Origin of the sequence: Paucidesulfovibrio gracilis DSM 16080, assembly GCF_900167125.1 — a bacterium.
Lineage (GTDB): Bacteria > Desulfobacterota > Desulfovibrionia > Desulfovibrionales > Desulfovibrionaceae > Paucidesulfovibrio > Paucidesulfovibrio gracilis.
This window is the reverse complement of record NZ_FUYC01000009.1, coordinates 71,002-96,731: the sequence shown is the minus strand read 5'-3', so window position 1 is coordinate 96,731 and position 25,730 is coordinate 71,002. Positions and strand designations below refer to the sequence as shown.

The window sequence follows — 25,730 nt, the reverse complement described above, 5'->3', positions numbered from 1 at the left end:
GCACCATTTTGCGGTACGCCGAGTTCAGATCTATGCACACGACCTCGACCTTTTTTCGCCCCTTCATGGAGTTCAAAAAAGTCTGGAGTTCCAGCTCACTGCGACCCTCTGCGATGTCGAGCACCTTGTGCTTCCCGAGGTCGCAAAATGTTGTGAGAAAACCCTTCCGGCGAGTGAAGCGGTGCTCGTCGATCCCCAGGATGCGCGGCCAGATTTTGTTTTTCCGGTGGCTGGCTTTGTTGGTGATGACCTGGTGGTAATAGCGCTCGGCGCTGGCGGGTCTACACCAAAAACGTCTCGCAACGCCTGACGAACAGTTCGCTTTTGTGACTGCCTCTGTTTTTGGTGTAGCCCCCATCATCCGAACACGAAAAGGATCCCGAACGAGTGCGGTCCCCCGGTCACCACCGGGCGTGTTGCTGATTATAACCTCGGGAAGCGTGTGGAAACGGTTACCCGGCTTGCGCCCCGGGCCGACTCTCGCTAGAGTCTGAAATGATTGATGCACACGCAAAAGGCGATTTCAGACCATTGGAGCGACATGATGCGGCTTTTGAAAAACAACACCACAAAAAAAGGGAGCCAGCTTTTTGCCAGCCCCCTTTACAATTCGTGGTGGGTCACCAAGGAATCGAACCTTGAACCTCCGGATTAAGAGTCCGCTGCTCTGCCAATTGAGCTAGTGACCCGCGAAGTTGCGCTATCGCGTCAACGGGAGAGGTATCTATCCGCTGGGGCATGAACTGTCAACACTAAAAATCACTTTTTTTTCACAATATAAAAAAGATATGAAAAAACAAGCTGTTTCGATTCTATTTTTTCTTCTCGGCGTGGCCTGCTTCCACCCTGCACACGCCCAGTATGTGGCCCCGGATGAACCCTTCCAGGTCTCGTTCGCCACATACGCCCTTTCCACGGCCGACGAAAGTACGGGTCCAGCGCACCTGATCGTTCTGACGCTGACCCCGAAAGACGGCTGGTACGCCTATGCCGGTGACCACCCCGGTCCTGTTGGCCGCCCTCCGCAGATTACGGCCCAAACCCTGCCCGAGAACACCTCCCTCGTGCCGTATCTTCCACCGGGGCAGGACAAGCCGGATCCCTTCGATTCCCAGCGGACCATGCGGGTCTATCCCGGCAGCACGCCATTGTTTCTTCCGCTGCCAGGCGGTACGGACTCCGTGGACCGCGTCCAGATCCGTCTGCGTCTGTCGCTCTGCCAGGACACCAAATGCAGGGAGACCGTGGTCAACATGGTCTACCCTATGGAAAAACTCGACGGCGCAACGCTTCCACAGGCCCAGGAACAACCCTGGTGGCCACAATACGAGGCAGCAAGACAACTGGGACCGCAGCGGCCAAACCAAACGACAACAATGCCGGTGTTCGCTCCACCCACAGACCAGACAGCATCCCCCATCCGGGAATCGGACGCCACCCGATGGAACCTGTCGCCTCGGTCCGCGGCCCCCACGCTGGAGGTCGGAGGTCTGATTACGGCTCTGGCCCTGGGGCTGTTGGCCGGACTCATTCTCAATTTCATGCCCTGCGTACTGCCCGTGGTCAGCCTCAAGCTCTCGGGCCTGCTGGCCGGAGGCAGCCTGGAGGAAACGGACAAACGACGCGCTTTCCGCGAACACAATATCTATTTCAGCCTCGGCGTGCTTTCCTGGTTCGCTTTTTTGGCGGCCCTGCTGGCCGCAACGGGAATGGCCTGGGGCGAAATTTTCCAAAGCCCCCTGCTGGTGACCATCCTTTCCGCCGTGGTTCTGGCCCTGGCCCTGAGTCTCTTCGGCGTCTTCACCCTGCCTGTCGTAGATCTCAAGCTGGACACCAAAACCAGCCGTCCAGAAGCCCAGGCCTTCTTCACCGGCGTGCTGGCCACTCTGCTCGCCACTCCTTGCAGCGGGCCGTTCCTTGGCGGCGTGTTGGGCTGGGCCTTGTGGCGGCCCGTTTATGAAGTCATGCTCGTGTTTCTCTGCGTGGGGCTGGGCATGAGTCTGCCGTATCTGACCATGGCCCTGTTTCCCGGTCTTTCGCGCCACTTTCCCAGACCCGGCGCCTGGACCGGCTATGTGGAGCGCGGCGCCGGCTTTTTCCTCCTGGCCACGGTGGCCTATCTGGTAAACATCCTGCCCGAGGAAGCGCTTACGGGCGCCCTGGTTCTGCTTTGGTGTACGGCACTGGCCTCCTGGCTCTGGGGCTTGGGCGGCCCGGCCGCCTCCCGCAGCAAACGGCTCTGGGTGCGCCTGTCCGCTCTCTTGCTTGCTGTCGTGGCCGTGGCATGGCTGGCTATCCCCCGGCCCACGACTCAATCCTGGGTGGAGTTCCACCCCGATGACCTACAAAAACGACTCGGCAGGGAACTGATCGTGGCGGATTTTACGGCGGACTGGTGTCCCACCTGTAAATTCCTGGAACAAACCGTGCTTGTGGATCAACAGCTGCAGCGGTGGGCCGAGGAATTCAATGCCACGTTCGTTCGCGTGGATCTGACGGAAGACGATCCCGAAGCGGAAGCACTGCTTCGGGCGTTGAACAGCCGCTCCATTCCCCTGCTGGCCATCTTCCCCCAAGGGGAACACGCCAATTCCCCCATCGTGCTTCGTGACATCTTTACCACTCGGGGCATTGACGCAGCCTTGAAACAAGCTCAAAACGAATCCGCAGACGAATGACACATCGTGCAAATAATTCGTTGAAGGTATCGGGCTATTCAAAGACATGAGACGCAACACGTTGGGAGAAAACACAATCAAGGCCTCGCCACAGTACGCGAGGTCCGACATGCCTCCTAACGGTGCATAGCCCGCCGCGTTTCAACAATCCGACAAGCTACAAGGAGACCGCATGCTCAACTTCCAATTCTTCATGCCCACACGGCTCATCTTCGGTCCTGGTAGCCTCGCGCAACTGGGCGACACCGCGCACCTGCCCAAAGGGGAAAAGGCCATGATCTTCATCGGTGCATCCGGTGCCATGGTGCAAAACGGCTACCTGGCTCGCGTGCAAGGCCTGCTGGCGGAACAAGGCGTTCGGAGCGTGGTGTACGACAAAGTCCGGCCCAACCCGGAATCAGCCCAAGTGGAAGAAGCCGCTCAAACCTGCCGGGAACTCGGCGTCGACTTTCTCGTTGGCCTGGGCGGAGGCAGCACCATTGACACGGCCAAGGCCGTGGCCCTGCTCGCCACCAATCCAGGCTCCTATTGGGACTACATGCAGGGCGGCAGCGGCGGCAAAATGGAAACGGAACACCCCGGCCTGCCCCTGGTGGCCATTCCCACCACCGCTGGAACCGGCACCGAGGCCGATCCCTGGACCGTGATCACCAAAACCGGTTCCCAGGAAAAAATCGGCTTTGGCACGGACCAGACCTTTCCGGCCTTGTCCATCGTGGATCCGGAACTCATGGTCTCCCTTTCCCCGCGCCAAACCGCGTATACGGGCATGGATGCGTTCTTCCACGCCGTGGAGTCCTATCTAAATACCCGACGTTCCCCTATGAACGACATGCTGGCCATGGAGGCCGTGAACCTCATCGGCCTGTACCTGCCTGACGCCGTGGCCGACGGCGCCAACATGGAAGCGCGCACAGCACTGGCATGGGCGAGCACCGCGGCAGGCATCTGCGAAACCATCGGCGGCTGCATCTCGCACCACTCGTTGGAACATGCCCTAAGCGGTTTTAACCCGGATCTGCCCCACGGCGCCGGGCTTGTACTGCTCGCGCCGCATTACTTTAAACGGCTGGGCGAGATGGCGCCGCAACGTTTTTCGGACCTGGCACTGGCCCTCGGGGATGAAGAAGCCCAGCAACGGCCTGAGGCGGACGGTCCAGCATTATTCCTGGCGCAGCTTGTGGAACTGATCCAGAGCGTAGGACTGGCAGACGAAAAACTCACGGACTACGGCTTTTCCGAAGACCAAGCCGATGCCCTGGCCCAAAACGCCTTCGAAAACATGGGCAAGCTCTTCCCGGTCACTCCGGCCAAAATGTCCCATGATGACGTGGCTGGCATCTTCCGGGCCGCCATCAACGCCTGACCTTCCAATACGACGTCATGGACCGGGAACTTTTCCCGGTCCTTTTTTTTGACTCCGCCTCCATCCCTGAACCGATGGGATTGCCTTCGCCACCGAACCAGGGTATGCGCCCACACATTCCGCATCGTCCCCGGCCGGACGGCCGCAATGTGAAGCCGGTTCGGGTTTTGCATCAGGACCGTCACATACCAAGGACATTGCCAAGGAGGTATCATGCGCTTTATTCATAACACCAACACGGATCCGGCCTTCAACCTCGCCTGCGAGGAATGGCTGCTCAAAAACTCGCCGGATGACGTGTTCATGCTCTGGCGCAATGCCCCGGCCGTTATCGTTGGCCGGAACCAAAACACCCTCTCTCAGATCGACGAGGAATTCGTGCGCACCCGCGATATCCCCGTAATCCGACGTCTCAGCGGTGGCGGGGCTGTTTTTCACGACCTGGGCAACATCAACTTTACGTTCATCGACCTGAAGCACTCAGGCAGCGGCCTGGATTTTCGCCGTTTCACCGAACCCATACTGGATGCGCTCCGCGGCATGGGCGTGCCTTGCGATTTTGACGGACGCAACGACCTAGTCATCAACGGTCAAAAATTTTCCGGCAATGCCCAGCATATCCATAAGAATCGAGTTTTGCACCACGGCACACTGCTTTTCTCCGCGGAAATCACCGACCTTTCCGGCGCGCTACGCGTAGACCCGGAAAAATATCGCGACAAAGCCGTCAAGAGCGTGCAAAAGCGTGTGACCAACATTTCAAGCCATCTCCCGGAACCAATGGACGTGGCCCAGTTTTTGGACCGGTTGATGGGGCATATTTCCTCCGGTACGGCTCAGGGAGGGCTGGAGCTTTCCGAAATGGAAAAACTGGCCGTAGATTCTCTGGCGGATGTAAAATACCGCACCTGGGATTGGAATTTCGGCTATTCCCCACAGTACGGCATGGTCCGAAAAACCAGGACCACCGGCGGACTGCTGGAAGTACACCTGGACGTAAAACAAGGGCGCATTGAACAAATCAGACTCTTTGGCGATTATTTCGGCAGCCGGAACGTGGGGGAGCTGGAGAAGCGGCTCCAAGGTTGTCGGCATGAACGCACCGCCCTGCGAAAGCTGATTGCATCTGTTCCTCTCGCGGATTACTTGCGGGACGTACAACCGGAAGAGCTGTTGAACTGCCTGTTCTGAGCTTCCCCGCACCAGTCCGGAACACATCCAAGGGAGCGGTGTTCCGTTTTCGATCAATGTTCCCTACCGGGACACGGGAGAAAGCGGTCTCATGGGCAGTTATCAACAAAAAAAGTATTAATTTCAAACTATTACACATAAGGCACGAGCTTTGCTTTGGAGACTCCTGACGTGGATCAACCTCAACCTCAGGAGAACAGGACAATGAACGCAGCTGAAAACGCCTCCATGACCCTTGCCAAGATGCAGCAACAGGCTGGTGAGGTGTTCCCCAACTACCTCAACTTCACGAAACAAATCAGCCAATTTGGTCCTATTGACCATAAAATGCAGGAACTCATTCACGTGGCCTGCTCACTCATGTCGCAATGTGAAATGTGCATCTCCCTGCATGTGCAGGGCGCGGCGAGCCTCGGTGCCACCAAGGAGGAAATCCTGCAGGCCGCCATGCTTGCCATCTCCATGGGCGGTTCACCCAAGCTGATGTATATGAAGTACGTGTTCGAGGAAGTAGAGGATCTTTTCGATTAGCCGAACGCTTTACCGACTCGGGGGGGGACCGGTCGACGCGGCCGGTTCCTCCTCTCCATCGACACCTTTGAATCAAGGAACAAGACCATGGACATTACTACCCACACGACCATTGACCAGACCCTTTGCGGCACGCCGGTGGAGCTTGAGGAGGGTCGGAGCATTGTCCGCCTGAACACACGCATGAATATGGCCGCCGATGAAACCGGACTTGTGCATGGAGGTTTTATCTTCGGTCTGGCGGATTACGCGGCCATGCTGGCCGTCAACCACCCGAACGTAGTGCTGGGTAGCGCGGAAAGCCGCTTCCTGCGTCCGGTACGCGCCGGTGAGACCGTGGAAGCCCATGCCCAGAGCGATCCGTTCAACGGCCGCAAGCACATCGTCAACGTCAGCGTGTTGCGCAACGGCGATACCGTATTTGAAGGCGTATTTACCTGTTTCGTCACCGACCGGCACGTTCTGGCAGGTGGGTAATCCCTTAATCCCTTTCCCGCCTTTCCCACCTTTCCCGCTTTCCTGCCAAGGCTCCCGTTTCCCCTCATTCAGGACGGGAGCCGCTCTATTCCCCAACGCCGCTTCCTTTTTTGTTCAATACAAAAAGAGGGGAACGCTCCCGGGTCCGATCCAGGCGCGCTCCCCGTATCCGAGAGGGGAGGACATGCGGAACGATGGATCAAGAAAAAAGCGTGTCCCCACTGACGTTCCCCAGTCCGGGGTGTTGATCGAAACGGACCACGCCCACGGGAACATCCACACTGGCGGCCACCCGGGCTGTCCCGGCACTGCCGAAACCTCCACAAAGTTCAATGGCACCAATGCCTTCGTCTTCAACCAACTGCCGCGCCACTCCCTCGGCCTGGGCATAGTCGGAGACCGCGACGGCAAGCAGATGTATTTGCTTTGTTTTCACCCATTGCCGATGTTCTGCCGGATCGCCCTCCGGGGCAATAAAAATAAATGCGGCCTTCAATGGTTCGCTCATGAGGCTTCTCCTGTTAGTTCTTGGCATTCTCAACAAAAACACCGTATTCCCGGGCCAATTCCATGGCCTGGGAAACGCTGACCACCCAGGGACCGTCCGTGCGCAGGCGCACCGAAGCCCTCTGACCCCGATGAACTTCCACCTCCCGCTCCCCGTCCACGGCAATAATGCAGGGGCTTAGATCCACGGGAAAAACATCACCGGGGTGCATGTCCCGCACCATGCTCACGCCCACATCCGCCAACATGCCCGGAGCGATGGTGGCATGCACCCGCATGGAAGCATCTTGGGATAGATCCAGTGCCAATCCATGCGGCGTGTCGGGTTCAATGTGTCGAAGCGCGCCCCCCACGGCGGAAAGACCGATGGCGTCAGCGCGACAACGCGTCAAAAAAAGCTGCGGCACTTTTTCCATATCCCAAACCGCCCGGGAGGCCATGAACACGTCGCTGTACACGGCCGCGTCAACCAGCGCCACGTCAACAGGCTCCCCGTCCAACAGAATATCGAAGATGCAGGATTGGCGGCAGGCCATTTCCCGCGGGAGCCGCCCCGAGGCCACCAGGCCCGCTGCCAACCCCGCCACCGTCGCTTCGACCATAAACGGAAACACATTGTTGGTGCCGGTGGAAAGGGGCATGAGCGGAACCCTGGTGGTCCCCTTGCACACGGCTCGGCTTGTGCCGTCCCCTCCGAGTACCACCATGACATCCACACCCAATGTTTCCATAATGCCTGCCGCCACCACCGTGTCCTGTTGCGTGTTGCGCATGGGCATTTCCACCGGAAGCACCGGGATGGAAGGAGAAATGGCGTTCAAGGCACGGGGTACGATGCCGTATCCGTCCGGCATGTAGAGAATCCGATCCACTCCGGCCTGTTCCAGACCGAGAATCAACCGGCGGACAATGCGCACTTTTTCCTGATTATCAAAGACGCTGCCATGCGCCACCAACCGCCGGATATCCTTTCCCGAAGCCGGATTCGCCAAAATCGCCGCCGTACTCACCTGGACTCCCTTGGCTCGCGGTTTACAGACAAAAAGGGACGGCCCTCAGGACCGCCCCTTCCCTTATTGTGATCAGCGAAGCGCCTTGACAGCGGCCACGATCTCATCCTCACCAGGGATGTAGGCCTGTTCCAACGGCGGGGAGAACGGCACCGGGCAGAAGGGGGCGGCCACGCGCTTGATCGGAGCGTCCAGATAATCCAGCGCCTCTTCGGCCACAATGGCGGCGATTTCCGCGCCAGGACCGGCAAAGCCCACGGCCTCATGGGCTACCACCAGGGCATTGGTCTTTTTCACGGAGCCGAGAATGGTCTCCTTGTCCAATGGCTGGAGACAACGCGGGTCCACGACTTCGGCGCTGATGCCTTCGGCCTGGAGTTTTTCCGCAGCGGCAAGCGCCGTGTGGACCATCAGCGAGGTGGCCACGATGGTCACATCCGTGCCTTCGCGCTTGATGTCCGCCTTGCCCAAATCCACGGTGTAGCTTTCGTCGGGTACGTCACCGTCCACGCCGTACAGCAGCTTGTGCTCCAGGAAGACCACGGGGTTGTCGTCACGAATGGCGCTGATGAGCATTCCCTTGGCGTCGTACGGGGTCGAGGGAATGGCAACCTTCAGGCCGGGCATATGCATGAACCAGGCTTCCAGAGACTGGGAATGCTGGGCCGCAGCCCCGATGCCAGCCCCCTGGGGCATGCGCAGAGTCATGGGTACCGTGGCTTTGCCGCCGAACATGAACCGCATTTTGGCGGCCTGGTTGAAAAGCTGATCCAGGGACACGCCGATGAAGTCGACGAACATCAGCTCGGCAACCGGACGCAGACCGCTGGCAGCGGCACCAGCCGCCGTGCCGACAATGGCGCTTTCCGTAATGGGCGTATCCATGACGCGGCCTTCACCAAACGAATCGTACAGCCCCTGGGTCACGCCGAAGCAGCCGCCGAACTGTCCCACGTCCTCACCAATGATGAATACCTTCTCGTCCCGTTCCATTTCCTGCCTGAGCGCCTCATTCAGCGCCTGCAGATAGGTTTTCTTGGACATATCGTATCTCCGTTGCGTTGTATCGTTGCGGTAGGTCGATGTCGTGCGGCGCGGTTAGGCGTAGACGTCGTCCATCAATACCGATGGATCGGGCAGAGGGCTCTGCTCGGCAAAAGCCACGGCTTCTTCCACTTCTTTTTCAATGCGCGCCTTGATTTCCTTGAGATCCTTTTTCTTCAATACGCCGCTCTCCACGAGCTTCTCCTCAAAGCGGGGAATGGGATCTTTGGCCATCCACTCCTTGAGTTCCTCGTCGCAACGATAGGTGCAGGCATCCCCCTCAAAGTGGCCACGCCAGCGGTACGTCTTGCATTCCACCAAGGACGGGCCTTCGCCGTTGCGCGCGCGTTTTACGGCCTCGCTCACGGCCTCGTGCACGGCCAGGACATCGTTGCCATCCACCACAACACCAGGCATGTCATAGGCGGCGGCGCGGTCCGCAATGTCGGTCACGGCCATGGACTTGCACTGCGGGCAGGAGATGCCGTACCCGTTGTTTTCGTTCACAAATACGAGAGGAAGTTTCCAGGCGCTGGCCATGTTCAAGGACTCCTGCGTGGTGCCCTGGTTGGAAGCGCCGTCTCCGAAGAAGCAGATGACCACGTCGTCGGTTTTTTCATACTTGTTGGCCAGGGCCGCGCCCAGAGCCAACGGCCCGCCGCCGCCGACGATACCGTTGGCCCCCAGGATACCCAGATCAAAGTCGGCGATATGCATGGAACCGCCCTTCCCTTTGCAATAGCCGTCCTTTCGACCGAAGATCTCCGCCATCATCAGCTTGAGGTCGCCGCCCTTGGCCAACAGGTGACCGTGACCACGATGGGTGCTGGTAATTTTGTCATTGTTGGTCAGACCGGCGCAGGCTCCGGTGGCCACGGCCTCTTCCCCGAGGTACAGGTGTACGAACCCGGGAATCTGACCGGCTGCGAAGAACTCCTGCAGCTTGGTCTCGAACAGGCGGATCCTGTTCATGGTCTCGTACATCGACACCATCTGTTTCTTGTCGGGACTCATTCCTAACTCCTCCGTTATTCGTCTCCCGCGGAGCATCCGCAGGACATTGTTCCGGCAGCGGCCACGTTGCACGCGGTCACCTCCGCCTCATCCATATCCACCGACACGGTCAGTGCGGCACAGGCCATGACGATACGGCTGACGCCGGTCCCAAAGCTCGGAACCTCCAGCCCGTCCGCCAACATGCCGCCCTGCTCCAGGGTCAAGGAGCGCTCGCCGATGGGGATCGCCGCTAGAAGCGCCTCGCGGTCCACGGTGTCCGGCTCTGGCACCGCCACCCGGGCATGCACATGAACTCCCTGAAAACGGTCGCGGCCCAGGATCTCCAACAATCCACAAAGACAGACGCGAGACACGGAATCCCGTACAGCCCGCAATGCGGCCTTGGTCATATTTTCACCGTGCAGGTCCGCGCCGTATCCCATTTCAATGGCAAAACGCTTCATCGCCATGTGCGGCTCCTTGGACATCAGTATTTGCCGGGCATGCTGTTTCCCATGTGGGAACCCCGGACGTTAGGCCATCATCAGGCCGGGTTGCTCCAGCATGTCCGCCAGCTCCCGCAGGAAGGTCATGGCGGGCGCACCGTCCGTAACCATGTGGTTGAAGGTCAGAGAGAGGGTCATCATACTGCGAATGCAGATTTCCCCATTTTTGACCGCAGGTTTTTCCACCACACGGCCAACGCCGAGAATGCCGGTCTCGGGGGGATTCAAAATCGGGGTGAACCCGTCCATACCGAGCATGCTTACGTTGCTGATGGTGAAGGTGCCGCCCGAAATCTCATCCATATCCAGACCGCCCTTGCGGGCACGTCCGGCCACGTCGCGCACGCGCACGGCCAACTCCTCCAACCCGTACGTATCGGCCTGCTTCACGTTGGGTACGATCAGTCCCTCGGGCAGGGCCACGGCAATGCCCAGATTCACATGGGCATGCTGATGAATGCCGTCATCCTGCAAGGTGGCGTTCATGACGGGATGACGCTTCAGGGCGCGGCATACGGCGCATGCAATGATGTCGTTGTAGGAAAGCCGGTAGTCTGGATTGCGCTTGTTGCGTTCGAGTAATGTTTTGCGCAACGCCACCATCTCGGTCACGTCCGCTTCCACGAACACGGTGAGTTGGGCCGCGTTGGTCAGACTGGCATGCATGTTATCCGCAATGATCTTGCGCATGCCTTCCATGGGAACAATGGTGTCCTCACCGGAGGCGGCAATCGGCGCTGCCGGAGCGGAAGCAGGCGCCTCGCTCTGGGAAGCGGGCTGCGGTGCGGCGGCCTGTGGCTGCTGCCCGGCGGCATAATTCGGATTCATGGCCCGCAGGATATCGGCCTTGGTAATTTTACCACCCTCGCCGGAACCCTGCACGTCCGCCAGGTCAACGCCTTTCTTTTTCGCGAACGCAATGGCCTGGGGAGAAGCATTGATGCCTCCGCCGGACTCGGCAAAGGCCTTTACGTCCTTGACTGTAATCCGGCCCTTGGGACCGCTTCCGGTCACCGCGGACAGTCGCACACCGAGTTCCTTGGCCAAACGCCGGGCCGCTGGCATGGCCGGTACGAATTCTTCCTCCTGGCCACTGTCCGCCTCCGAGGCCGAAGCCTGGGGAGCCGAGGCAGCGGAATCCGGAGTCTCCTGCTTGGGGGCTTTGCCCGAAACCGGTCCCACCTCTTCGCCAGGAGCCGCAATAATGCCGAGCACGGCCTGCACCTCGGCGGTTTCACCGGCCGGCACCACGATCCGGGCCAGCACGCCGTCAGTCGGAGCCTCTACGGAGTTGGTAATTTTATCGGTTTCCACCTCAAACAGCGGTTCCCCCGCCTGGACGCTCTCCCCCTCGCTTTTCAGCCAGCGGGCGAGCTTTCCTTCCTTCATGGTCAGACCCCATTTGGGCATGATCACTTCAGTTGCCATTATTGGTCCTCCTGTGTTTGCGCGTATCGTCACAAGAAGAGCAACAACGGTGCCATACAATTTATATCAATAAATTCAATGAACAATAAACAATTTGGCCTGAGCCACACTGCTCAAGGCCTGTTCGGTTCCCGAACAAATTGTGCTAGCCTCTGGCTACGCCAAGGCTTCGAAAGCGATGAATCGCCGATTAACATATCGGAATACAAGAATACTTTTACATCATGTTCCAGTTTGGAACACTTGACGAAATCAACAAAGTAACGAAGCAAGAGCCGAAGGAAACGAATAAAACATCCAACGTGCGATCCCCCACTGACAACCGGAACAGTCCTTTCGGGAGGAATCATGTACACGCTCTATCGGGATGGAGAAGGATTCGGCGTACGCCAGGATACGACGGACATGGCCGTTGTTTCACCGGAACTACGCCCCCTGACGGCACGACGCGTGGCAAGTCCCCGCGTGGCCTACAATCAATGGAAATCCTTTGTTGAGGAGGGACGCGTCCGGGGTCGAAATCCCGATCCGTTACTCCTGGAATCCTGGGAGCGCTGCCGGCAACTCAACGTGGATCCTGCTCCCAGGAGTTGCTGGAACTTCACTCCGATGAATCAGATTGAGCCGTTCACCAACCTGTTGCGTGAAATAGCTTCAGACGTGGAACAACGCACCTATGCCGCACTCAAAGGCAAAGGCCTGCTTCTGACCATCACGGATGCCAAGGGACGGGTGGCACGTACCTGCGGGGAACTGGAAATTCTCAAACAAGCCGACAAACTCAACTTTGGTCCGGGAGCCAATTGGGCCGAAAAAAGCGTGGGTACCAACGCCATCGGTACGGCCCTGGCCACAGGACGCCCCATGCAGGTCTTCGGGCAGGAACACTTCTGCGAAAGCCACCATGCATGGAACTGCACGGCATGCCCCATCTTTGACGCCCGCGGAGAACTTTGGGGCTGCTTCGACATCTCCGGTCCTCCGGATGCGGATCACTCCATGTCCTTTGACCTGGTCCTCAATGCGGTGCGGGAACTTGAAAAACGGCTCTTCCACATGCATATGGTCGAAATGGAGGGAAAATTCTGCTCCCTGATGTCGGCCGCCTTCAACTCCGTACTCACAGGCGTGCTTTCCGTAGGGGTGGATGGCCGCATCAACAGCGCCAACGGCGCCGCAGAAGCCCTGCTCGGTCAATCGGGACAATCCCTACGCGGACGCTTCGCTTCCAACTTTTTGGATTTTGAATCTTTTCTTGCCCGGCAAAAACACGACTCTCCCCGGGCCGAACCAGTGGAACTCCGCTGCCTGACCAATCCCAACGTCACGGCCCGCGCCGCCCCGGTATTCTCCATTGACGGACAATGGTGCGATACGGTGATCACTCTCACAGAGCGTCAGCAATGCCGCAGCTGGACCACCCCGGCTGCGCTGGATAATCTGTCCGAACCGCCCAAGGGATTCGCCGCCATTCTGCACCGCAGCAACGCCATGCGTGAAACCATCCAAAGGGCGGCCAACGCAGCGCGCACGCCATCCACTGTTCTGCTTACCGGAGAATCCGGCACCGGCAAGGAACTGTTCGCCCGAGGAATCCATCAAGCTGGTCCCAAGGCGGACGGTCCGTTCGTGGCCGTGAACTGCGGCGCGCTTTCCGAAGAACTGGTCCAGAGTGAATTATTCGGCTATTGCGGCGGCGCTTTCACCGGGGCGGACAAAAAAGGCCGCATCGGGAAATTTGAACAAGCCAACCACGGGGTGCTCTTCCTGGACGAAATTTCGGAAATGCCCCTGAACATGCAGGTCAATTTATTGCGGGCCTTGGAGGAACGCCGCATCGTCCGGGTGGGTGGATCCACGAGCCGGCCTGTGGACGTGAAAGTCATCGCCGCCACCAACCGTGACTTGGCCCAGCACGTGGCGGACGGGGCGTTTCGTGAAGACCTCTACTACCGTATCAACGTGGTGGGCATCCACATTCCGGCCCTTCGGGAACGGACCGACGATGTACCCCTCCTGGCTCAACACCACGCCCGGCGGCTTTGCTCGGATTTTGAACTGCCTTATGCCGGAATCGCACCAGAGGTTCTCGATGTCCTGTCCCGGCACGACTGGCCGGGCAATGTCCGGGAACTCATCAACTGCATGGAATCTGCGGTGAACAATGCTCCTGAAGGCTATATCCGAATAGAACACCTGCCCCGGCAGCTCCGGGATACGCCGCGGACCAAAGAGAGCGACATGACGCCGCATACGGAGCAGGGGGGATTCCGGCTGGACAATGTGGAAGCCGAGACCATTCGGGAAGCGCTCCAGCACCATAACGGCAACGTGAGCCGCACGGCAAAAGCCCTGGGCATTGGTAGAAACACGCTGTACGCCAAAATGAGGCGGTTCAGCATCGACTACTGAGCACCTGCATTTGCCTGAGCGCCACCCAAACATGCCGAATTCACTTGTAATTCGGCATGTTTTTATTTATTTTTCTTTTTCTGTGTAATTTCAGGATAAAGGAAGAAATCTGTGAGCATCGCCAAACAGTACGCCCTGGTCACAAAAGCGCTGCTTCAGTATGACGCAAGCCGATACTTGGCTGCGCTGCTGGGGCTGGCCATACTCAGCACCATGCGTCCGGAAGAAGCGCTCTTGCCGGTGTTCCCCGGGGCCGCAAACCATTTTATTCTGACGGCCATACTCGGTTTGTGCGCCGCCCTGACCTATGAAACGCTCTACGGCAACCCCACGCCCAAAGCGATTTTGCGACGGGGAACCGCCCTGTTCGGCAAAACCTTTCTACTGCTTCTGGTTCTTGGGCATCTAGCCATGATGCTGTTTTTTCTTACCCTGATACTACCTCAATTCGGAAGTCTGTTGCGGCTGGCCGGTCCCGTGCTGCTACCGTTGATGCAGCTCCCCTTTATGGCCGCGGCCGTAAACCGGGATTTTCCCTCGGCTGCGGTCCGAAGCTGGAAACTGGGTCTGGAAGTCGGTTTTGGTATGGTGCTCATGCCCCTGGTCATCGTGGGATTGTCATGGGCCACAGCCACCCTCACCCGGCCGCTGGCCGATCTTTGCTGGTGGTTGCCCGCCTTTCTCACCTCGCTGGTGCGCGGCGGAGCCGCTCTGCCTTTCTTGGTCTGGCTCATCATCTGTGACCGGGAAAACAAGGCCCGGAACAATGATTCTCCTTCCCCCTCTCCGGATGGCTCCCCGCGAACGCCATAAAAAATCCTGCCCTGAAGGCTCCTTTCCGATCAGGAAACCGGCAAAATTTCGTACTGGTCTCCGGTCATGCAGCGTGCTCCGCCGGGCGTCACCTCAAACGTGTTTTCCACGCCCACCATACCGATGCCCGGGACGCTCTGTTTGGGTTCAAGAGCCAGCACCATGCCGGTTTCCAGAGGACGATCAAATCCCCTGGCAATAACGGGCCAGCCGTCAATGGTCAGGCCGATGCCATGGCCCACAAAGGCGACTTGATTATGCCCACGGCCCATGAACCCTTCCGACATTCCCGCTTTTTGGGCCATTTCCAAACAACGAGCGTACAACTCCGAAGGAATCGCTCCCGGCACCATGCTCTCGACAAGCATGGCCTGCACATCCATGCAGAAGGAATGCGCGGAACGGACGCTCTCCGGAATGGAAGCAACCGGACCGGACCAGTATACCTGGGTCTTGTCCGTGCAGTAGCCTTCCAGGGAAAAGCCGATGTCACAAACCAACGGTTCGCCTTCACCCCAAATGCGCTCGGCACTGCCCATGGACGGAATGGCGGGGTGCTCGCCTCGTACGCCCACCGGACCGTTGAACGCGCTGGAATAGTCCCCGGAATCCCCAATGCTCACATGCCCCAAAAAGATTTCCTCTCCAAAGGCTCCCATGCGCATCTGCCCCATGTGTCCCTTGGAAAAAAACACCTCCCACGCTCGGTGCGCCACGTCCCGTTCGCTCATGCCGGGCCGCAACAGCGGCGGCAATAACGTATAGAGGCACTCATGGTGCAACGCCCCGCACCGCCGAAGGATTTCCAATTCCCACTCGGATTTGTAACTCCGGGCCAACCCAAGTACGGCGTCGCCGGGAACCAGCTCCACGCCCGCCAGCTTGCGGCGCAGCAGGTCACCCAGTTGCCAGGTCAGACCACCGGTCTCAGCGGCCATAACCCCGGATAAATCGCTCCCGGCTTCCCGGGCCAACCCTTCCAACTGGCCGTAGGACGTAAAGGCCAACTTGGTGGGAACGGCGCTTTCCAACTCGGCCCGCTCCACCCCACGACGGCAAAACAGGACTGGATCGCCTTCCAGGGGAAGCCAAAACACACCGTTTGCCAACGTGCCGGACAAATAATAGATATTCACTCGGGAAAAAACGAGCAATCCACCTGCTTCCGGTGCCTGCTGGCGCAATAATTCACGGCAGCGATTCCAACGGACAGCCAATTCAGTTTGCGGGACAAGATAGCGCTGATGAGGCATATTCGGCTCCAAAGGTTTCTTACTAGGCAACAGGGTCCAATTGCGGTAGGGAAGTCCACGAACCAAACGACAGGTCCACGCCGTCGGAATGACGCGTCGCGTCCCGGTTCAGGACGCAAAAGACCGCCCATCCCCGCCGACGTCGAACCGCTGATTGTCATACAAGCATAAAGGACTCGCATGCTGCACGATATTAAGGAGCTAACTGCCCTGCTTCGGGAGGTCAAGACCATTGCCGTACTCGGCGCGGTGGATAAACCCGGACGCCCCGTGGACATGGTGGGACGATACCTCATTGACGCGGGGTACGACGTGATCCCAGTCCACCCCAAACGGACCGATGTATGGGGACTGCCCACCTTTACCAGCCTGTCCGAAGTACCCCGTCCCGTGGATATGGTGAATCTCTTCCGCGCCGCTCCGCATTGTCCCGGACATGCCGAAGAAACACTGCGGCTGGATCCTTTGCCCCGCTGTTTCTGGATGCAGACCGGCATCTTTAGTCCCGAGGCCCGCGCCATGCTGGCCGGCTCAGGCATCACCGTGGTGGAGGATCTTTGTCTGAAAGTCTTTCACGAAGCACATCTGCCTGGAGCCACGGCATGACGGTAGCCTTCGAATGCCGCATGTGCGGTCACTGCTGTCATGGAGAGGGCGGAATCATCCTCAGCCCCAAGGACCAGGCCCGGTTGGCCGATCACCTGGCCATTCCCGTGGACCAACTTCTGGAACGCTACTCCCGCGACCAGGGAGGCAAGCCCTGCCTGCGCACCGGCGAGGATGGCTATTGCGTCTTTTTCGAACAAAACAAGGGGTGTACCGTCCATCCGGGCCGACCCGATATCTGCCGCGCCTGGCCTTTTTTCCGGGGCAACCTCGTGGATCGCATGAGCTGGGAAATGATCCACGACTACTGTCCGGGGGTGAACCCCGAGGCCGGCCACAAGGAATTCGTTCGCCAGGGCAGGGAATATTTGCGAAAACACGACCTGCTCCGCCACGATCCCCAAGTGGACCCAAACGCCCTCATTCTCGACGAGGAATGACCGAGAAGATCAATGAACGTTCGGGACTGTTATCGCATACTTAACGTGCCGCAAGGGGCCGGACCGGATGAGATCAAATCCGCGTTCCGTAAGCAGGCCTTTCGGCTGCATCCGGATCTGAACCCCAGCCCGAATGCAGCGGACCAATTCCGCAAGCTCAACGAAGCGTATGTGATTCTGACCCGAACCCAGGAACAGGACGATGCGTCCTTCCACAAAAAGCAACGGCCCGGGCCGAAGCCGCACTCCCCCCAAAGCGGTCCCCAGGCCTCCCGAGCCCATGGTGCGGGAGCCTACGCCTCTTCCCCGAGCGGCGGCAGTTCCAGCTCTGGGCAACAAGCCTCCCGCGCCAAAACACAACAAAAGCGGCAGACATTTCACTATAAAGAAGAGGAAGTTCTCAGCGATCTGCTCAAGGATCCCTTTGCCCGCAAGGTCTTTGAAGATATTTACAGCCAGATCAGAGACGGACGCCCCGCCCACCGCCCGGCAAAGGTTTCGCGCCGAAGCATCCAGCTCGACTGGGGAAGTCGCAGCTTTAATCTGGATCTGAGCCGGGGCGTACGCACCCGGGTAAGGGATTGGTTTCGCCGTCAGCTCGACGACGAACAGACGCTCAGTTACCCGGCCCATTTGCTGCTGCCCGGGCGGACCATCCGTCTGGACATCCGCTCACGCTTCGCCAAACCACGCACCATTGAAATTCGCCTTCCTGCGGATTTTTCCCCGGGCCGTCCCATACGGTTAAAAAACCTCGGACGCAGTCTCGGCCCCTTCAAAGGTGACCTTTATCTCCGCATCGTGGGCAAATAGACAGCCCAAATTCGCAATTCCGCCTTGGGGAAGACGGCTTTCCGCTTCAACCCGTCCGGCAAATCATCCGCCCACGGCTTGAACTTCCCGCCATATTTTACTAGCAGCTGGAAGCATCAAAGGAGGAGGTTCAGGAATGCTCGCCATCTTCGATTACAACGCCGGCAATCAGACCAGCGTGCATCGCGCTCTCGACGCTATCGGTATACCAAATAAAATAACCAATAATCCGAAAGAGCTACGTAAAGCACACGGCATTATTTTTCCCGGAGTGGGCGCAGCGGGCCAGGCCATGGAGGAACTTGCCTCCGAGGGGTTGGACGAAGCGCTCAAGACATTGATATGGGAAGAAAAACCCGTGCTCGGAATCTGTGTAGGCTGTCAGATTCTGCTGGATTACAGCGAGGAAAACGACACCAAGACCCTGGCGGTCATCCCCGGCGAATGTCGCCTGTTCAACCCATCCTGGACCGATTATAAGGATCAGCCGATCCGCGTTCCGCACATGGGCTGGAACAGCGTGACCCTGGAACAGCCCTGCGAACTGTTCGAGAACATCGAGCCGGATGCGGATTTTTATTTCGTCCACAGCTATTACCCGGCTCCCAAAGAAGAATTCGTCATCGGCACGACAACCTATGGCCGTCCCTTCTGCTCCGTGCATGGACGCAGAGGACTTTGGGCCGTGCAATTCCACCCGGAAAAAAGCGGTCGCCCCGGTCTGCGGCTGCTCAAGAATTTTCACAACTACTGTCTGGAGGTGGCCGATGCTCAGTAAACGCGTCATCCCCTGCCTGGACGTGCGCAACGGACGCCTGACCAAAGGCATCAAATTCAAGAACAACGTTGACATCGGTGATCCCGTGGAAACCGCCAAGCGGTATTATGAAGAAGGCGCGGACGAGATCGTCTTTTATGACATCACGGCCAGCTCCGAAGCACGCGGCATTTTTCTGGATGTGGTGGAGGCCGTGGCCAAGCAAATCTTCATTCCGTTCTCTGTGGGCGGCGGCATCAACAGTGTTGATGACATGCGCGCCGTGCTTCGGGCTGGAGCAGAAAAAGTCTCGGTAAACTCCGGCGCGGTCAAAAATCCGGACATCATCAGCCAGGGCGCCGCCCAATTCGGTGCGCAATGCGTGGTGCTGGGCATGGATGTAAAACGCGTTCCCGTTACCAAAGACATCCCCTCGGGCTTTGAGATCGTCATCCACGGCGGACGCAAACACATGGGCATGGACGCCATCGAATGGGCAAAAACCGGCGAGGCACTGGGAGCCGGGGAAATTTGCCTGAACTCCATTGATGCGGACGGGACCAAGGACGGCTACGACATTGAACTGACCCGCAAAGTGGTGCAGGCCGTTTCCATTCCGGTCATTGCCTCGGGCGGGGCAGGCCATCCCGAGCATATGGTGGAAGCGGTCACGGACGGTATGGCCTCGGCCGCCCTCATTGCCTCCATCGTCCACTACGGAGAGTGGACCGTCCCCGGCATAAAACGCTACATGCATGACCAGGGCGTCAATATGCGCATGGTCTGGTAATATGAAGCACGAAAAAAAGGCGGCATCCCCAAGAGGATGCCGCCTTTTTTTCGTGAACCGCCACACATCATCGCAATTCCCAGGTACGTATCTGCGCGGTCCCGGCCACCTTGAGCAACTCCTGATTGGCCTGCTCCGTCAGCCTGCCTAAAAAACGTTCCTGCCCCGCCTTTGTCTGCAGATCCGGAAATCGCTCCATGGAAAGCGTTTCCAACAGCACCATGGCGTAATCGTTCTTGTGTGACCGAAACCAGACCGCGCCCCGCTCATCGGCAAAGGAAAGCAAAAACTCCAACCGGGCAAAACCGCCCTGCTCAGGGTGCAAATTCCCGAGAATCACCAAAACTTCCTGATGTTCCGGAATCAGCGGAGTGGACTCTTCCGGCTCCTGATGGGCGGCGCATCCTGACAACACGCCACAAGACAAGGCCAGCACCGAGCAACACACAACGATTTGCCACCATCTGAAAAACAATTCGTTTCGATGTACCATGCTCACCGCTTACCTTTCCGCAGCAGCCGAGTAAAGCCGCCTCACAAAATGTTGGGTGTCACCAGCCCAGCCAGCCCAGACACCACAGCACAACCATGCCCGTGACGATCGTCCAAAATAAATTTTTGGTCCGCCATGCCACCACAGAAGCGGCCAAGGCAGCTAAAAAGCGGTAATTCCCAAGAGAAAAATCCAACACTCCGTCATGCGGCCGCAAAATGGCCGGAAAGACCAGGGCGGAGAGAACAGCCGGAGGCACATACCGCAGTCCGCGCATCAGCCACGAGGGCATTTCCCGTTTGCTGAAAATAAGAATAAAGGAAAGGCGGGATGCCAGGGTTACCACGCCGCAAGCCACCATAAGCAACCACAGGGAAGCGCCCTGAAATCCCCCCAGGGCCGCGGACGACGTTACGGGATCGCTCATTTTCTCCCTCCCCGCAATTCCGCGAGCAGCCCGGCGGCAATTCCCGCAAAGGCTCCGGCCATAAGCCCGAGGTTGTAGGGCAACGGTGCGGCCCAAACGGCCACGGACCCGCCCAACACAGCAGCCACACAGCAGGGACGGTCACGCAGGACCGGAAAAATCAAGGCCAAAAAACAAAGAGGCACCGCAAAGTCCAGTTGCCAGGCCGAAGGGATCAGCGCCCCCAAAAATATGCCCATGGCGTTGCCGAGTTGCCATAGGAAAACCATACTCACAGCGGTACCAATGTAGAACCGATACGTCCCGCCCTGCTCCATACGGATCACGGAAACACCGAAAGCCTGGTCCGAAAGCACCCAGCCACCGACCCACCTGGCCCAGGAAGGGGCATTGCGCAAATATGGCGCCAATGCCGCAGAATACATAGTGAAACGAAGATTGACCACCAGTACGGCCAAAACCACAAGGAACGCACCGGCATGCTTGTCCAACAACTGGAGAGCCACCAACTGGGAAGCCCCGGCATTGACGATGAAGGAAAATCCGAACGCCTCGGGGACACGCATTCCTGCCTCTACCGAGGCCATGCCGCAAATTGCGGCAAAGGGGAGCACCCCTGGAACCACGGGAAGAAGCGCCTTCACTCCCTGCAAATATTCATTTCGTGCCGTCATATCGTGCACCAGTATTGATTGTGTGCTCAAAGGGAGCATGCCGCACGGTCCCTTTTTCCCAAAGGAAAAGGCAAACCATTGCGCGGCTTGGTTACGCGCGTAGCTTGCCTTTCGTGTGCGTCCGGCTCAAGCCCTGGAGCACCGTTATGCTCGGGTCATTGTTGCCCGGGCTTATTCGCCCATGACCCGGTCCTTGGCCTTTTTAAAAAAGCTCTTGGCCTTGTTCATGGGCTTTTGTTCCTCAAGCGTCTGAAACTCCTGAAGCAATTCTTCCTGGCGACGGGACAGCCGGGTCGGGGTGAGCACCTTCACCTCCACCAACAGGTCGCCCTTGTGGGAGCTGCCGAGATGAGGAAGCCCCATGCCCTTGATACGAAAGACCTCGCCCCCCTGGGTACCGCGGGGAATGTCCACGGTCACGGGTTCATCCAGCGTGGGTACGAGTACCTTGTCTCCAAGCGCGGCCTGCACCAGTCCAACGTCCTGGGTAACCACGAGATCCCGGCCTTGCCGCCGGAAAACCTTGTCCGGCTCCACGCGGATGTCAACGAAGAGGTCGCCCGGAGGACCGCCGTGTATTCCGGCCCCCCCCTCGCCGCGCAGGCGCAGACGCGAACCGTCGTCGACCCCGGCGGGAATGCGAACCTTCAGATCCTTGGTCTCGCGTTTGACGCCGCGCCCACCACAGGTTTCACAGGGATCGGAAATGAGCTGCCCCTGCCCGTGGCACACGGGGCAAGGCACGGAAATGCGGAAAAAGCCCTGGGCTTGCTGAACCGCTCCGGTCCCGCCACACTGGGGACATGTTTCAGGCGAGGAACCGGGCTTGGCCCCGGAGCCGCCGCAATCGTCGCAAAGCACATCCTTGGGCAACTTCAAGTCCACTTCGGTGCCGCACGCAGCGTCGCGGAAAGAAATGGTCATGGAGTACCGCAGGTCGGCCCCGGTCTGGGCCCGGGTACGTCCTTGCCGACCTCCTGACCCTCCAAACCCGAAAAACTCTCCGAAGATGTCGCTGAACGCGCCGAAGATGTCCTCGGTGGAGGAGAACCCGGAAAATCCGTTGTCCCCCATGCCGGAATGCCCGAATTGGTCGTACCGACGACGTTTTTCCGCGTCCCGAAGAACATCGTAGGCTTCGGCCGCTTCCTTAAAGCGAGCCTCCGCCTCCGGGTCGTCGGGGTTGCGGTCCGGATGATTCTCAAAGGCCATCTTGCGATAGGCCCGCTTGATTTCATCTTCTCCGGCGTCTCGAGAGACGCCCAGCACTTCGTAGAAATCCCGTTTCGACATGATGATTATTCAGCACTTTTGTCACTGATAAGAATGCCCGCTGTTGGCAAATCGCTGTCGGGATGCACTTTTCCCGCAGCAATCTCCCGAAGGGCGGTGACGGCTTCCTTGTTTTTGGAATCCACCAACGGATCGTATCCCTCACGATACTGCTTGACCCGCTTGATGGCCATCTGCACAATAAGAAAGCGGTTGCCGATTTGTTCCAGGCAATCTTCGACGGTAATTCTCGCCATGGCTTCTCCTCGCGAAATACCCGACCGGATGGCCGGTGAGAGAATGTAATGCGGCGAAACGGCTTGTCAACGTCCGGATCGTTACTTCCCTATCGTTACCGACACGGAATGCCGCCCCGCAAAGCGGATAAAAGTATCCGCACGCCCCTTGCAAGTCAAGCGCAAATCCACTACCCATCGCGGCGACGTTGCAAAATGCCGCCAGGAGTCGTTTCGTGCCTCGCATCAAGTTAACATACGCACAAAAAAAATGTGTTGCCACCGTGGGCATGCTCATGCAAAAAACCCAGATGGCAAGCGCAGGAGCCCGCATTGGAATCGCGGTCTCCGGTGGGGTGGACAGCTTCACACTGCTCCAGGTGTTGCTCATCCGGCGACGCATTCTCCCCTTCCCGCTTGAACTCATGGTCCTGCATGTAAATCCGGGATTTGATCCGCAAGACCATGCACCGCTGGTGGATTGGTGCGCCCGCCGCGGCGTTGCCGCCCATGTGGAAGTCACGGATTTCGGTCCACGGGCTCACTCCGAGGAAAACCGTAAGGGTTCCCCCTGCTTCCATTGTTCGTGGATGCGCCGAAAGCGGCTCTTTGAACTCTGCGGGCAATACGGGCTGACGCACCTGGCCCTGGGCCACAACACCGACGATTTGGTGGACACCTTTTTCATGAATATCTTCCAAAATGGTCGCGTGGACGGGCTTTCCTGCAATGAGCCGTTTTTCGGCGGCAAGCTCCATGTAATCCGCCCGGCGCTTCTTGTGGAAAAATCCTACATGAAAACAGCGGCCCGGCAATGGAAATTACCGATCTGGGCCAATGTGTGTCCGTCCAACGGCGTCACCCGCAGAGCCGATATACACGACAAGATTGAGGATTGCATGAAAGTTGGAAAAGGGACAAAAAACAAGGTGTTCAACGCCCTCAAAAGATACCAACTTGACTTGACCTTACAGAATCTCTAGAGTAAAAGCCGAACAGGAATAATTGTGAGACCACTGCCTTTCCACCTCTCAACGCACCGGACAACTGATGTTTTTTAGGAAATATCATATCGTCGTCTTCAAGGACAGACAGGGGTCTTGCCGGAAGTTCCAAATCCGCGGCTGGACGATTTGCTTCCTGCTTACCCTCATGGTTGGGCTGGCCGCCGGCAACATCTATCTGTGGAAATATTACGGAAATCACGCCAGCCTGGAACGCGGTCTGGCCATCTCCGAAAAAATCGTCCAGGAGCAAAAAACACAGCTCCTCTCCCTTTCGCAAAAAATCGCAAACCTGCAGGAAAACCTCACTCGCATCCGGGATTTCGATTCCAAGCTGCGGGTCATGATGAATATCGATCAAAATTCCGGGGAAACCGTAAATCCCCAGGGCGGTCCTACGGGCGCCGACTTTTCGGAAGGCTACCTGCCGCTCTACCGCCAGGAACTGCTTGCCAGAAAAATGCACGAGTTCCTGAATCAACTCAATGTGGAAGCACGGCTCGAAGAAGTCCGCCAACAGGAAATTCTTCAGACGCTGCGTACCAATCAGGATCTGATGCAGACAACGCCCTCCATCTGGCCCACGGCCGGATGGGTCACCTCTCCCTTTGGGCCGCGCATCTCCAAGTTCACCGGAAAACGTGAATTCCATAAAGGTATCGACATTTCCGCCCCGGAAGGTACGCCGGTCTATGCGCCTGCTTCGGGCAAGGTGGTCTTTGCCGGACGCGACGGCTCTTACGGCCTAACCATTAAAATCTCCCACAATTCCAACCTGCTGACCCGCTACGCACATTTGCAATCCGTGGACGTCAAGGTAGGACACAGGATCCAACGCGGCGAAATTATCGGGCGTGTAGGCAACACGGGCCGCAGCACCGGACCGCACCTCCACTACGAGGTTCGTCTCTCCGGCATGCCGGTGGATCCAAGACATTACATTCTCAATTAATGCCCATGACGCGCATCAGCCCTCCCCGCCTCGGCCGGGAGGGCTTTTCTTTTGCATCCCGCATTGCTTACCATGCCACGAAACCCTTGATTCGCATTGTGTTCAACAGCATTACAGCTTTCCAGTCCGACACTTTTCCTGTACTTTCCCGAGTGGCGATTTCTTGTCGTCGAATTCGCCAGCGCCCCGCGCAGTAGCCCACAGAGCGTCACCCCACGGAGACTGGTTCAAAACTTGCTCGGAAAGGCCTGATGGATATTTTCAATTTCGATCCGAACAAGCTGCTCAGCTTTTATCTCACACTGTTTCGATTCAGCGTGGTGCTTTTTCTGCTGCCGTTTTTCGGTGGAAAGACCGTCCCCAAACCCGTCAAGGCCGCCCTTGTTTTGGTGCTCTCCCTGGCCGTCTGGCCGGACCTCTCCTTCCCCGGCTCCCTTATGCCCGGCAATCCTTGGGAAATAATCATCATGTTTCTTGGGGAGCTGCTCATGGGCCTTATCATGGGGATGATGGTCCAATTTCTTTTTGCCGCCATTCAAACAGGAGGACAGCTCATCGGCTTCCAAATGGGATTCGCCATGGTCAACGTTGTGGATCCGCTCACAGGCACCAGCGAAGCAGTCACCGCCCATTTCCTGTACATGATCGCCATGTTGACCTTCCTCGCCTTAAACGGTCCCCTGCACCTGCTCAACGGGGTTGCCGAAAGCTTCAAACTCGTTCCGCCGGGATCGCTGTTGCTGACACCTGAAGCCGTCAACCAAGTTCTCGATTTTTCCAAACAAATATTTGTTCTTGCCATCCGCATCGCCGCCCCCATCATGGCCGCTCTCTTCATGGTGGATCTCGCCCTGGCACTTATCGGTCGCGCCGCTCCGCAAATGCATGTGCTTGTTCTTGGATTCCCCATCAAAATTTCCGTGGGCTTCTTTTTTCTCGGCATGCTTTTCGACATCATGGCCACTTACGTAGGCAACTACATCCAGGCTCTGGACGCGGTTTACATAAACCTGTTCCGGGCGCTCGGGCCGGGAACCGGCGGGTAGGAGCTTTG

The 25,730-nt window shown here is 58.0% G+C and carries 28 protein-coding genes and 1 tRNA gene; 15 read left to right on the top strand and 14 right to left on the bottom strand.

Features of this window, described 5'->3' with window-relative positions; translation table 11 throughout:
- The coding region (locus B5D49_RS15135) for a transposase (protein ID WP_407670529.1) at positions 1 to 358 on the bottom strand (358 nt) is incomplete at its 3' end.
- Between the two features lie 255 nt (positions 359 to 613).
- Positions 614 to 689: transfer RNA gene (locus tag B5D49_RS10200), tRNA-Lys, on the bottom strand.
- A gap of 99 nt (positions 690 to 788) precedes the next feature.
- Here B5D49_RS10200 and B5D49_RS10195 point away from each other — a divergent pair.
- The 5 genes from B5D49_RS10195 (at position 789) to B5D49_RS10175 (ending at position 6,243) form a co-directional block, all read left to right on the top strand.
- On the top strand, positions 789 to 2,678 hold the full coding sequence (locus B5D49_RS10195; protein WP_078717596.1) for a protein-disulfide reductase DsbD family protein: 1,890 nt from the start codon (positions 789 to 791) through the stop codon (positions 2,676 to 2,678).
- A 172-nt stretch (positions 2,679 to 2,850) separates the two neighbouring features.
- The gene (locus tag B5D49_RS10190) at positions 2,851 to 4,044 is read left to right on the top strand and encodes an iron-containing alcohol dehydrogenase (RefSeq protein WP_078717595.1); all 1,194 of its coding nucleotides are present in this window, start codon (positions 2,851 to 2,853) and stop codon (positions 4,042 to 4,044) included.
- A 213-nt stretch (positions 4,045 to 4,257) separates the two neighbouring features.
- Entirely contained in the window at positions 4,258 to 5,235 is a 978-nt protein-coding gene (locus B5D49_RS10185) for a lipoate--protein ligase (protein WP_078717594.1), read from the top strand.
- 204 nt (positions 5,236 to 5,439) lie between these two features.
- Positions 5,440 to 5,766 carry a carboxymuconolactone decarboxylase family protein gene (locus B5D49_RS10180; protein ID WP_078717593.1) on the top strand — a complete coding sequence of 109 codons (327 nt, stop codon included), beginning with the start codon at positions 5,440 to 5,442 and terminating at the stop codon, positions 5,764 to 5,766.
- A gap of 87 nt (positions 5,767 to 5,853) precedes the next feature.
- On the top strand, positions 5,854 to 6,243 hold the full coding sequence (locus B5D49_RS10175) for a PaaI family thioesterase (protein WP_078717592.1): 390 nt from the start codon (positions 5,854 to 5,856) through the stop codon (positions 6,241 to 6,243).
- Between the two features lie 199 nt (positions 6,244 to 6,442).
- On the opposite strand, the gene B5D49_RS10170 is transcribed toward B5D49_RS10175, so the two are convergent.
- The 6 genes from B5D49_RS10170 to B5D49_RS10145 all read right to left on the bottom strand — a co-directional run bounded on the left by B5D49_RS10170 (position 6,443) and on the right by B5D49_RS10145 (position 11,734).
- A complete protein-coding gene (locus B5D49_RS10170) occupies positions 6,443 to 6,751 on the bottom strand; it encodes a DUF6506 family protein (protein WP_078717591.1) in 309 nt (102 codons plus the stop codon).
- Positions 6,752 to 6,764: 13 nt separating this feature from the next.
- Positions 6,765 to 7,760 carry an ATP-NAD kinase family protein gene (locus B5D49_RS10165; RefSeq protein ID WP_078717590.1) on the bottom strand — a complete coding sequence of 332 codons (996 nt, stop codon included), beginning with the start codon at positions 7,758 to 7,760 and terminating at the stop codon, positions 6,765 to 6,767.
- 72 nt (positions 7,761 to 7,832) lie between these two features.
- A complete protein-coding gene (locus B5D49_RS10160; RefSeq protein ID WP_078717589.1) occupies positions 7,833 to 8,804 on the bottom strand; it encodes an alpha-ketoacid dehydrogenase subunit beta in 972 nt (323 codons plus the stop codon).
- Between the two features lie 54 nt (positions 8,805 to 8,858).
- Positions 8,859 to 9,818 carry a thiamine pyrophosphate-dependent dehydrogenase E1 component subunit alpha gene (locus tag B5D49_RS10155; RefSeq protein ID WP_078717588.1) on the bottom strand — a complete coding sequence of 320 codons (960 nt, stop codon included), beginning with the start codon at positions 9,816 to 9,818 and terminating at the stop codon, positions 8,859 to 8,861.
- A 14-nt stretch (positions 9,819 to 9,832) separates the two neighbouring features.
- Entirely contained in the window at positions 9,833 to 10,270 is a 438-nt protein-coding gene (locus B5D49_RS10150) for a Lin0512 family protein (protein WP_078717587.1), read from the bottom strand.
- A gap of 63 nt (positions 10,271 to 10,333) precedes the next feature.
- A complete protein-coding gene (locus B5D49_RS10145; protein ID WP_078717586.1) occupies positions 10,334 to 11,734 on the bottom strand; it encodes a 2-oxo acid dehydrogenase subunit E2 in 1,401 nt (466 codons plus the stop codon).
- Between the two features lie 348 nt (positions 11,735 to 12,082).
- Here B5D49_RS10145 and B5D49_RS10140 point away from each other — a divergent pair, with 348 nt between their 5' ends.
- Both B5D49_RS10140 and B5D49_RS10135 read left to right on the top strand, forming a co-directional pair.
- Positions 12,083 to 14,146, top strand: coding sequence for a sigma-54-dependent Fis family transcriptional regulator (locus B5D49_RS10140; protein WP_078717585.1), 2,064 nt, complete (start codon positions 12,083 to 12,085; stop codon positions 14,144 to 14,146).
- Between the two features lie 111 nt (positions 14,147 to 14,257).
- Positions 14,258 to 14,959, top strand: coding sequence for a hypothetical protein (locus B5D49_RS10135; protein WP_078717584.1), 702 nt, complete (start codon positions 14,258 to 14,260; stop codon positions 14,957 to 14,959).
- 29 nt (positions 14,960 to 14,988) lie between these two features.
- Here the strand turns inward: B5D49_RS10135 and B5D49_RS10130 are convergent, their stop codons facing one another.
- The gene (locus B5D49_RS10130) at positions 14,989 to 16,212 is read right to left on the bottom strand and encodes a M24 family metallopeptidase (RefSeq protein WP_078717583.1); all 1,224 of its coding nucleotides are present in this window, start codon (positions 16,210 to 16,212) and stop codon (positions 14,989 to 14,991) included.
- Between the two features lie 180 nt (positions 16,213 to 16,392).
- On the opposite strand from B5D49_RS10130, the gene B5D49_RS10125 reads away from it, so the two are divergent.
- From B5D49_RS10125 to hisF, 5 genes are all read left to right on the top strand, one after another.
- On the top strand, positions 16,393 to 16,818 hold the full coding sequence (locus B5D49_RS10125; protein WP_078717582.1) for a CoA-binding protein: 426 nt from the start codon (positions 16,393 to 16,395) through the stop codon (positions 16,816 to 16,818).
- Entirely contained in the window at positions 16,815 to 17,258 is a 444-nt protein-coding gene (locus B5D49_RS10120) for a YkgJ family cysteine cluster protein (RefSeq protein WP_078717581.1), read from the top strand. Before B5D49_RS10125 ends, B5D49_RS10120 begins: the two co-directional genes overlap by 4 nt.
- Before the next feature lie 12 nt (positions 17,259 to 17,270).
- Complete coding sequence (locus B5D49_RS10115; protein ID WP_078717580.1) at positions 17,271 to 18,071, top strand: J domain-containing protein; 801 nt, start codon at positions 17,271 to 17,273, stop codon at positions 18,069 to 18,071.
- Between the two features lie 136 nt (positions 18,072 to 18,207).
- Positions 18,208 to 18,849: an imidazole glycerol phosphate synthase subunit HisH gene (gene hisH, locus B5D49_RS10110; protein WP_078717579.1), complete on the top strand. Its 642-nt coding sequence runs from the start codon at positions 18,208 to 18,210 to the stop codon at positions 18,847 to 18,849.
- Positions 18,839 to 19,618, top strand: coding sequence for an imidazole glycerol phosphate synthase subunit HisF (gene hisF, locus B5D49_RS10105; RefSeq protein ID WP_078717578.1), 780 nt, complete (start codon positions 18,839 to 18,841; stop codon positions 19,616 to 19,618). The genes hisH and hisF overlap by 11 nt, the downstream gene beginning before the upstream one ends.
- A gap of 67 nt (positions 19,619 to 19,685) precedes the next feature.
- Here the strand turns inward: hisF and B5D49_RS10100 are convergent, their stop codons facing one another.
- The 5 genes from B5D49_RS10100 to rpoZ all read right to left on the bottom strand — a co-directional run bounded on the left by B5D49_RS10100 (position 19,686) and on the right by rpoZ (position 22,741).
- The gene (locus B5D49_RS10100; protein WP_078717577.1) at positions 19,686 to 20,111 is read right to left on the bottom strand and encodes a hypothetical protein; all 426 of its coding nucleotides are present in this window, start codon (positions 20,109 to 20,111) and stop codon (positions 19,686 to 19,688) included.
- Positions 20,112 to 20,169: 58 nt separating this feature from the next.
- Positions 20,170 to 20,538 carry an AzlD domain-containing protein gene (locus tag B5D49_RS10095; RefSeq protein WP_078717576.1) on the bottom strand — a complete coding sequence of 123 codons (369 nt, stop codon included), beginning with the start codon at positions 20,536 to 20,538 and terminating at the stop codon, positions 20,170 to 20,172.
- Positions 20,535 to 21,212 carry an AzlC family ABC transporter permease gene (locus B5D49_RS10090; protein WP_159447199.1) on the bottom strand — a complete coding sequence of 226 codons (678 nt, stop codon included), beginning with the start codon at positions 21,210 to 21,212 and terminating at the stop codon, positions 20,535 to 20,537. Before B5D49_RS10090 ends, B5D49_RS10095 begins: the two co-directional genes overlap by 4 nt.
- Positions 21,213 to 21,383: 171 nt before the next feature.
- A complete protein-coding gene (gene dnaJ / locus B5D49_RS10085) occupies positions 21,384 to 22,505 on the bottom strand; it encodes a molecular chaperone DnaJ (protein ID WP_078717574.1) in 1,122 nt (373 codons plus the stop codon).
- A 5-nt stretch (positions 22,506 to 22,510) separates the two neighbouring features.
- On the bottom strand, positions 22,511 to 22,741 hold the full coding sequence (gene rpoZ / locus B5D49_RS10080; RefSeq protein ID WP_078717573.1) for a DNA-directed RNA polymerase subunit omega: 231 nt from the start codon (positions 22,739 to 22,741) through the stop codon (positions 22,511 to 22,513).
- Between the two features lie 215 nt (positions 22,742 to 22,956).
- Here rpoZ and B5D49_RS10075 point away from each other — a divergent pair, with 215 nt between their 5' ends.
- The 3 genes from B5D49_RS10075 (at position 22,957) to fliR (ending at position 25,722) form a co-directional block, all read left to right on the top strand.
- The gene (locus B5D49_RS10075) at positions 22,957 to 23,703 is read left to right on the top strand and encodes a tRNA lysidine(34) synthetase (protein ID WP_078717572.1); all 747 of its coding nucleotides are present in this window, start codon (positions 22,957 to 22,959) and stop codon (positions 23,701 to 23,703) included.
- Between the two features lie 67 nt (positions 23,704 to 23,770).
- A complete protein-coding gene (locus tag B5D49_RS10070; RefSeq protein WP_078717571.1) occupies positions 23,771 to 24,676 on the top strand; it encodes a M23 family metallopeptidase in 906 nt (301 codons plus the stop codon).
- Positions 24,677 to 24,927: 251 nt separating this feature from the next.
- Positions 24,928 to 25,722 (top strand): flagellar biosynthetic protein FliR, encoded by a 795-nt coding sequence (fliR, locus tag B5D49_RS10065; RefSeq protein ID WP_078717570.1) that lies wholly within the window; start codon positions 24,928 to 24,930, stop codon positions 25,720 to 25,722.
- Positions 25,723 to 25,730 lie beyond the last annotated feature (8 nt).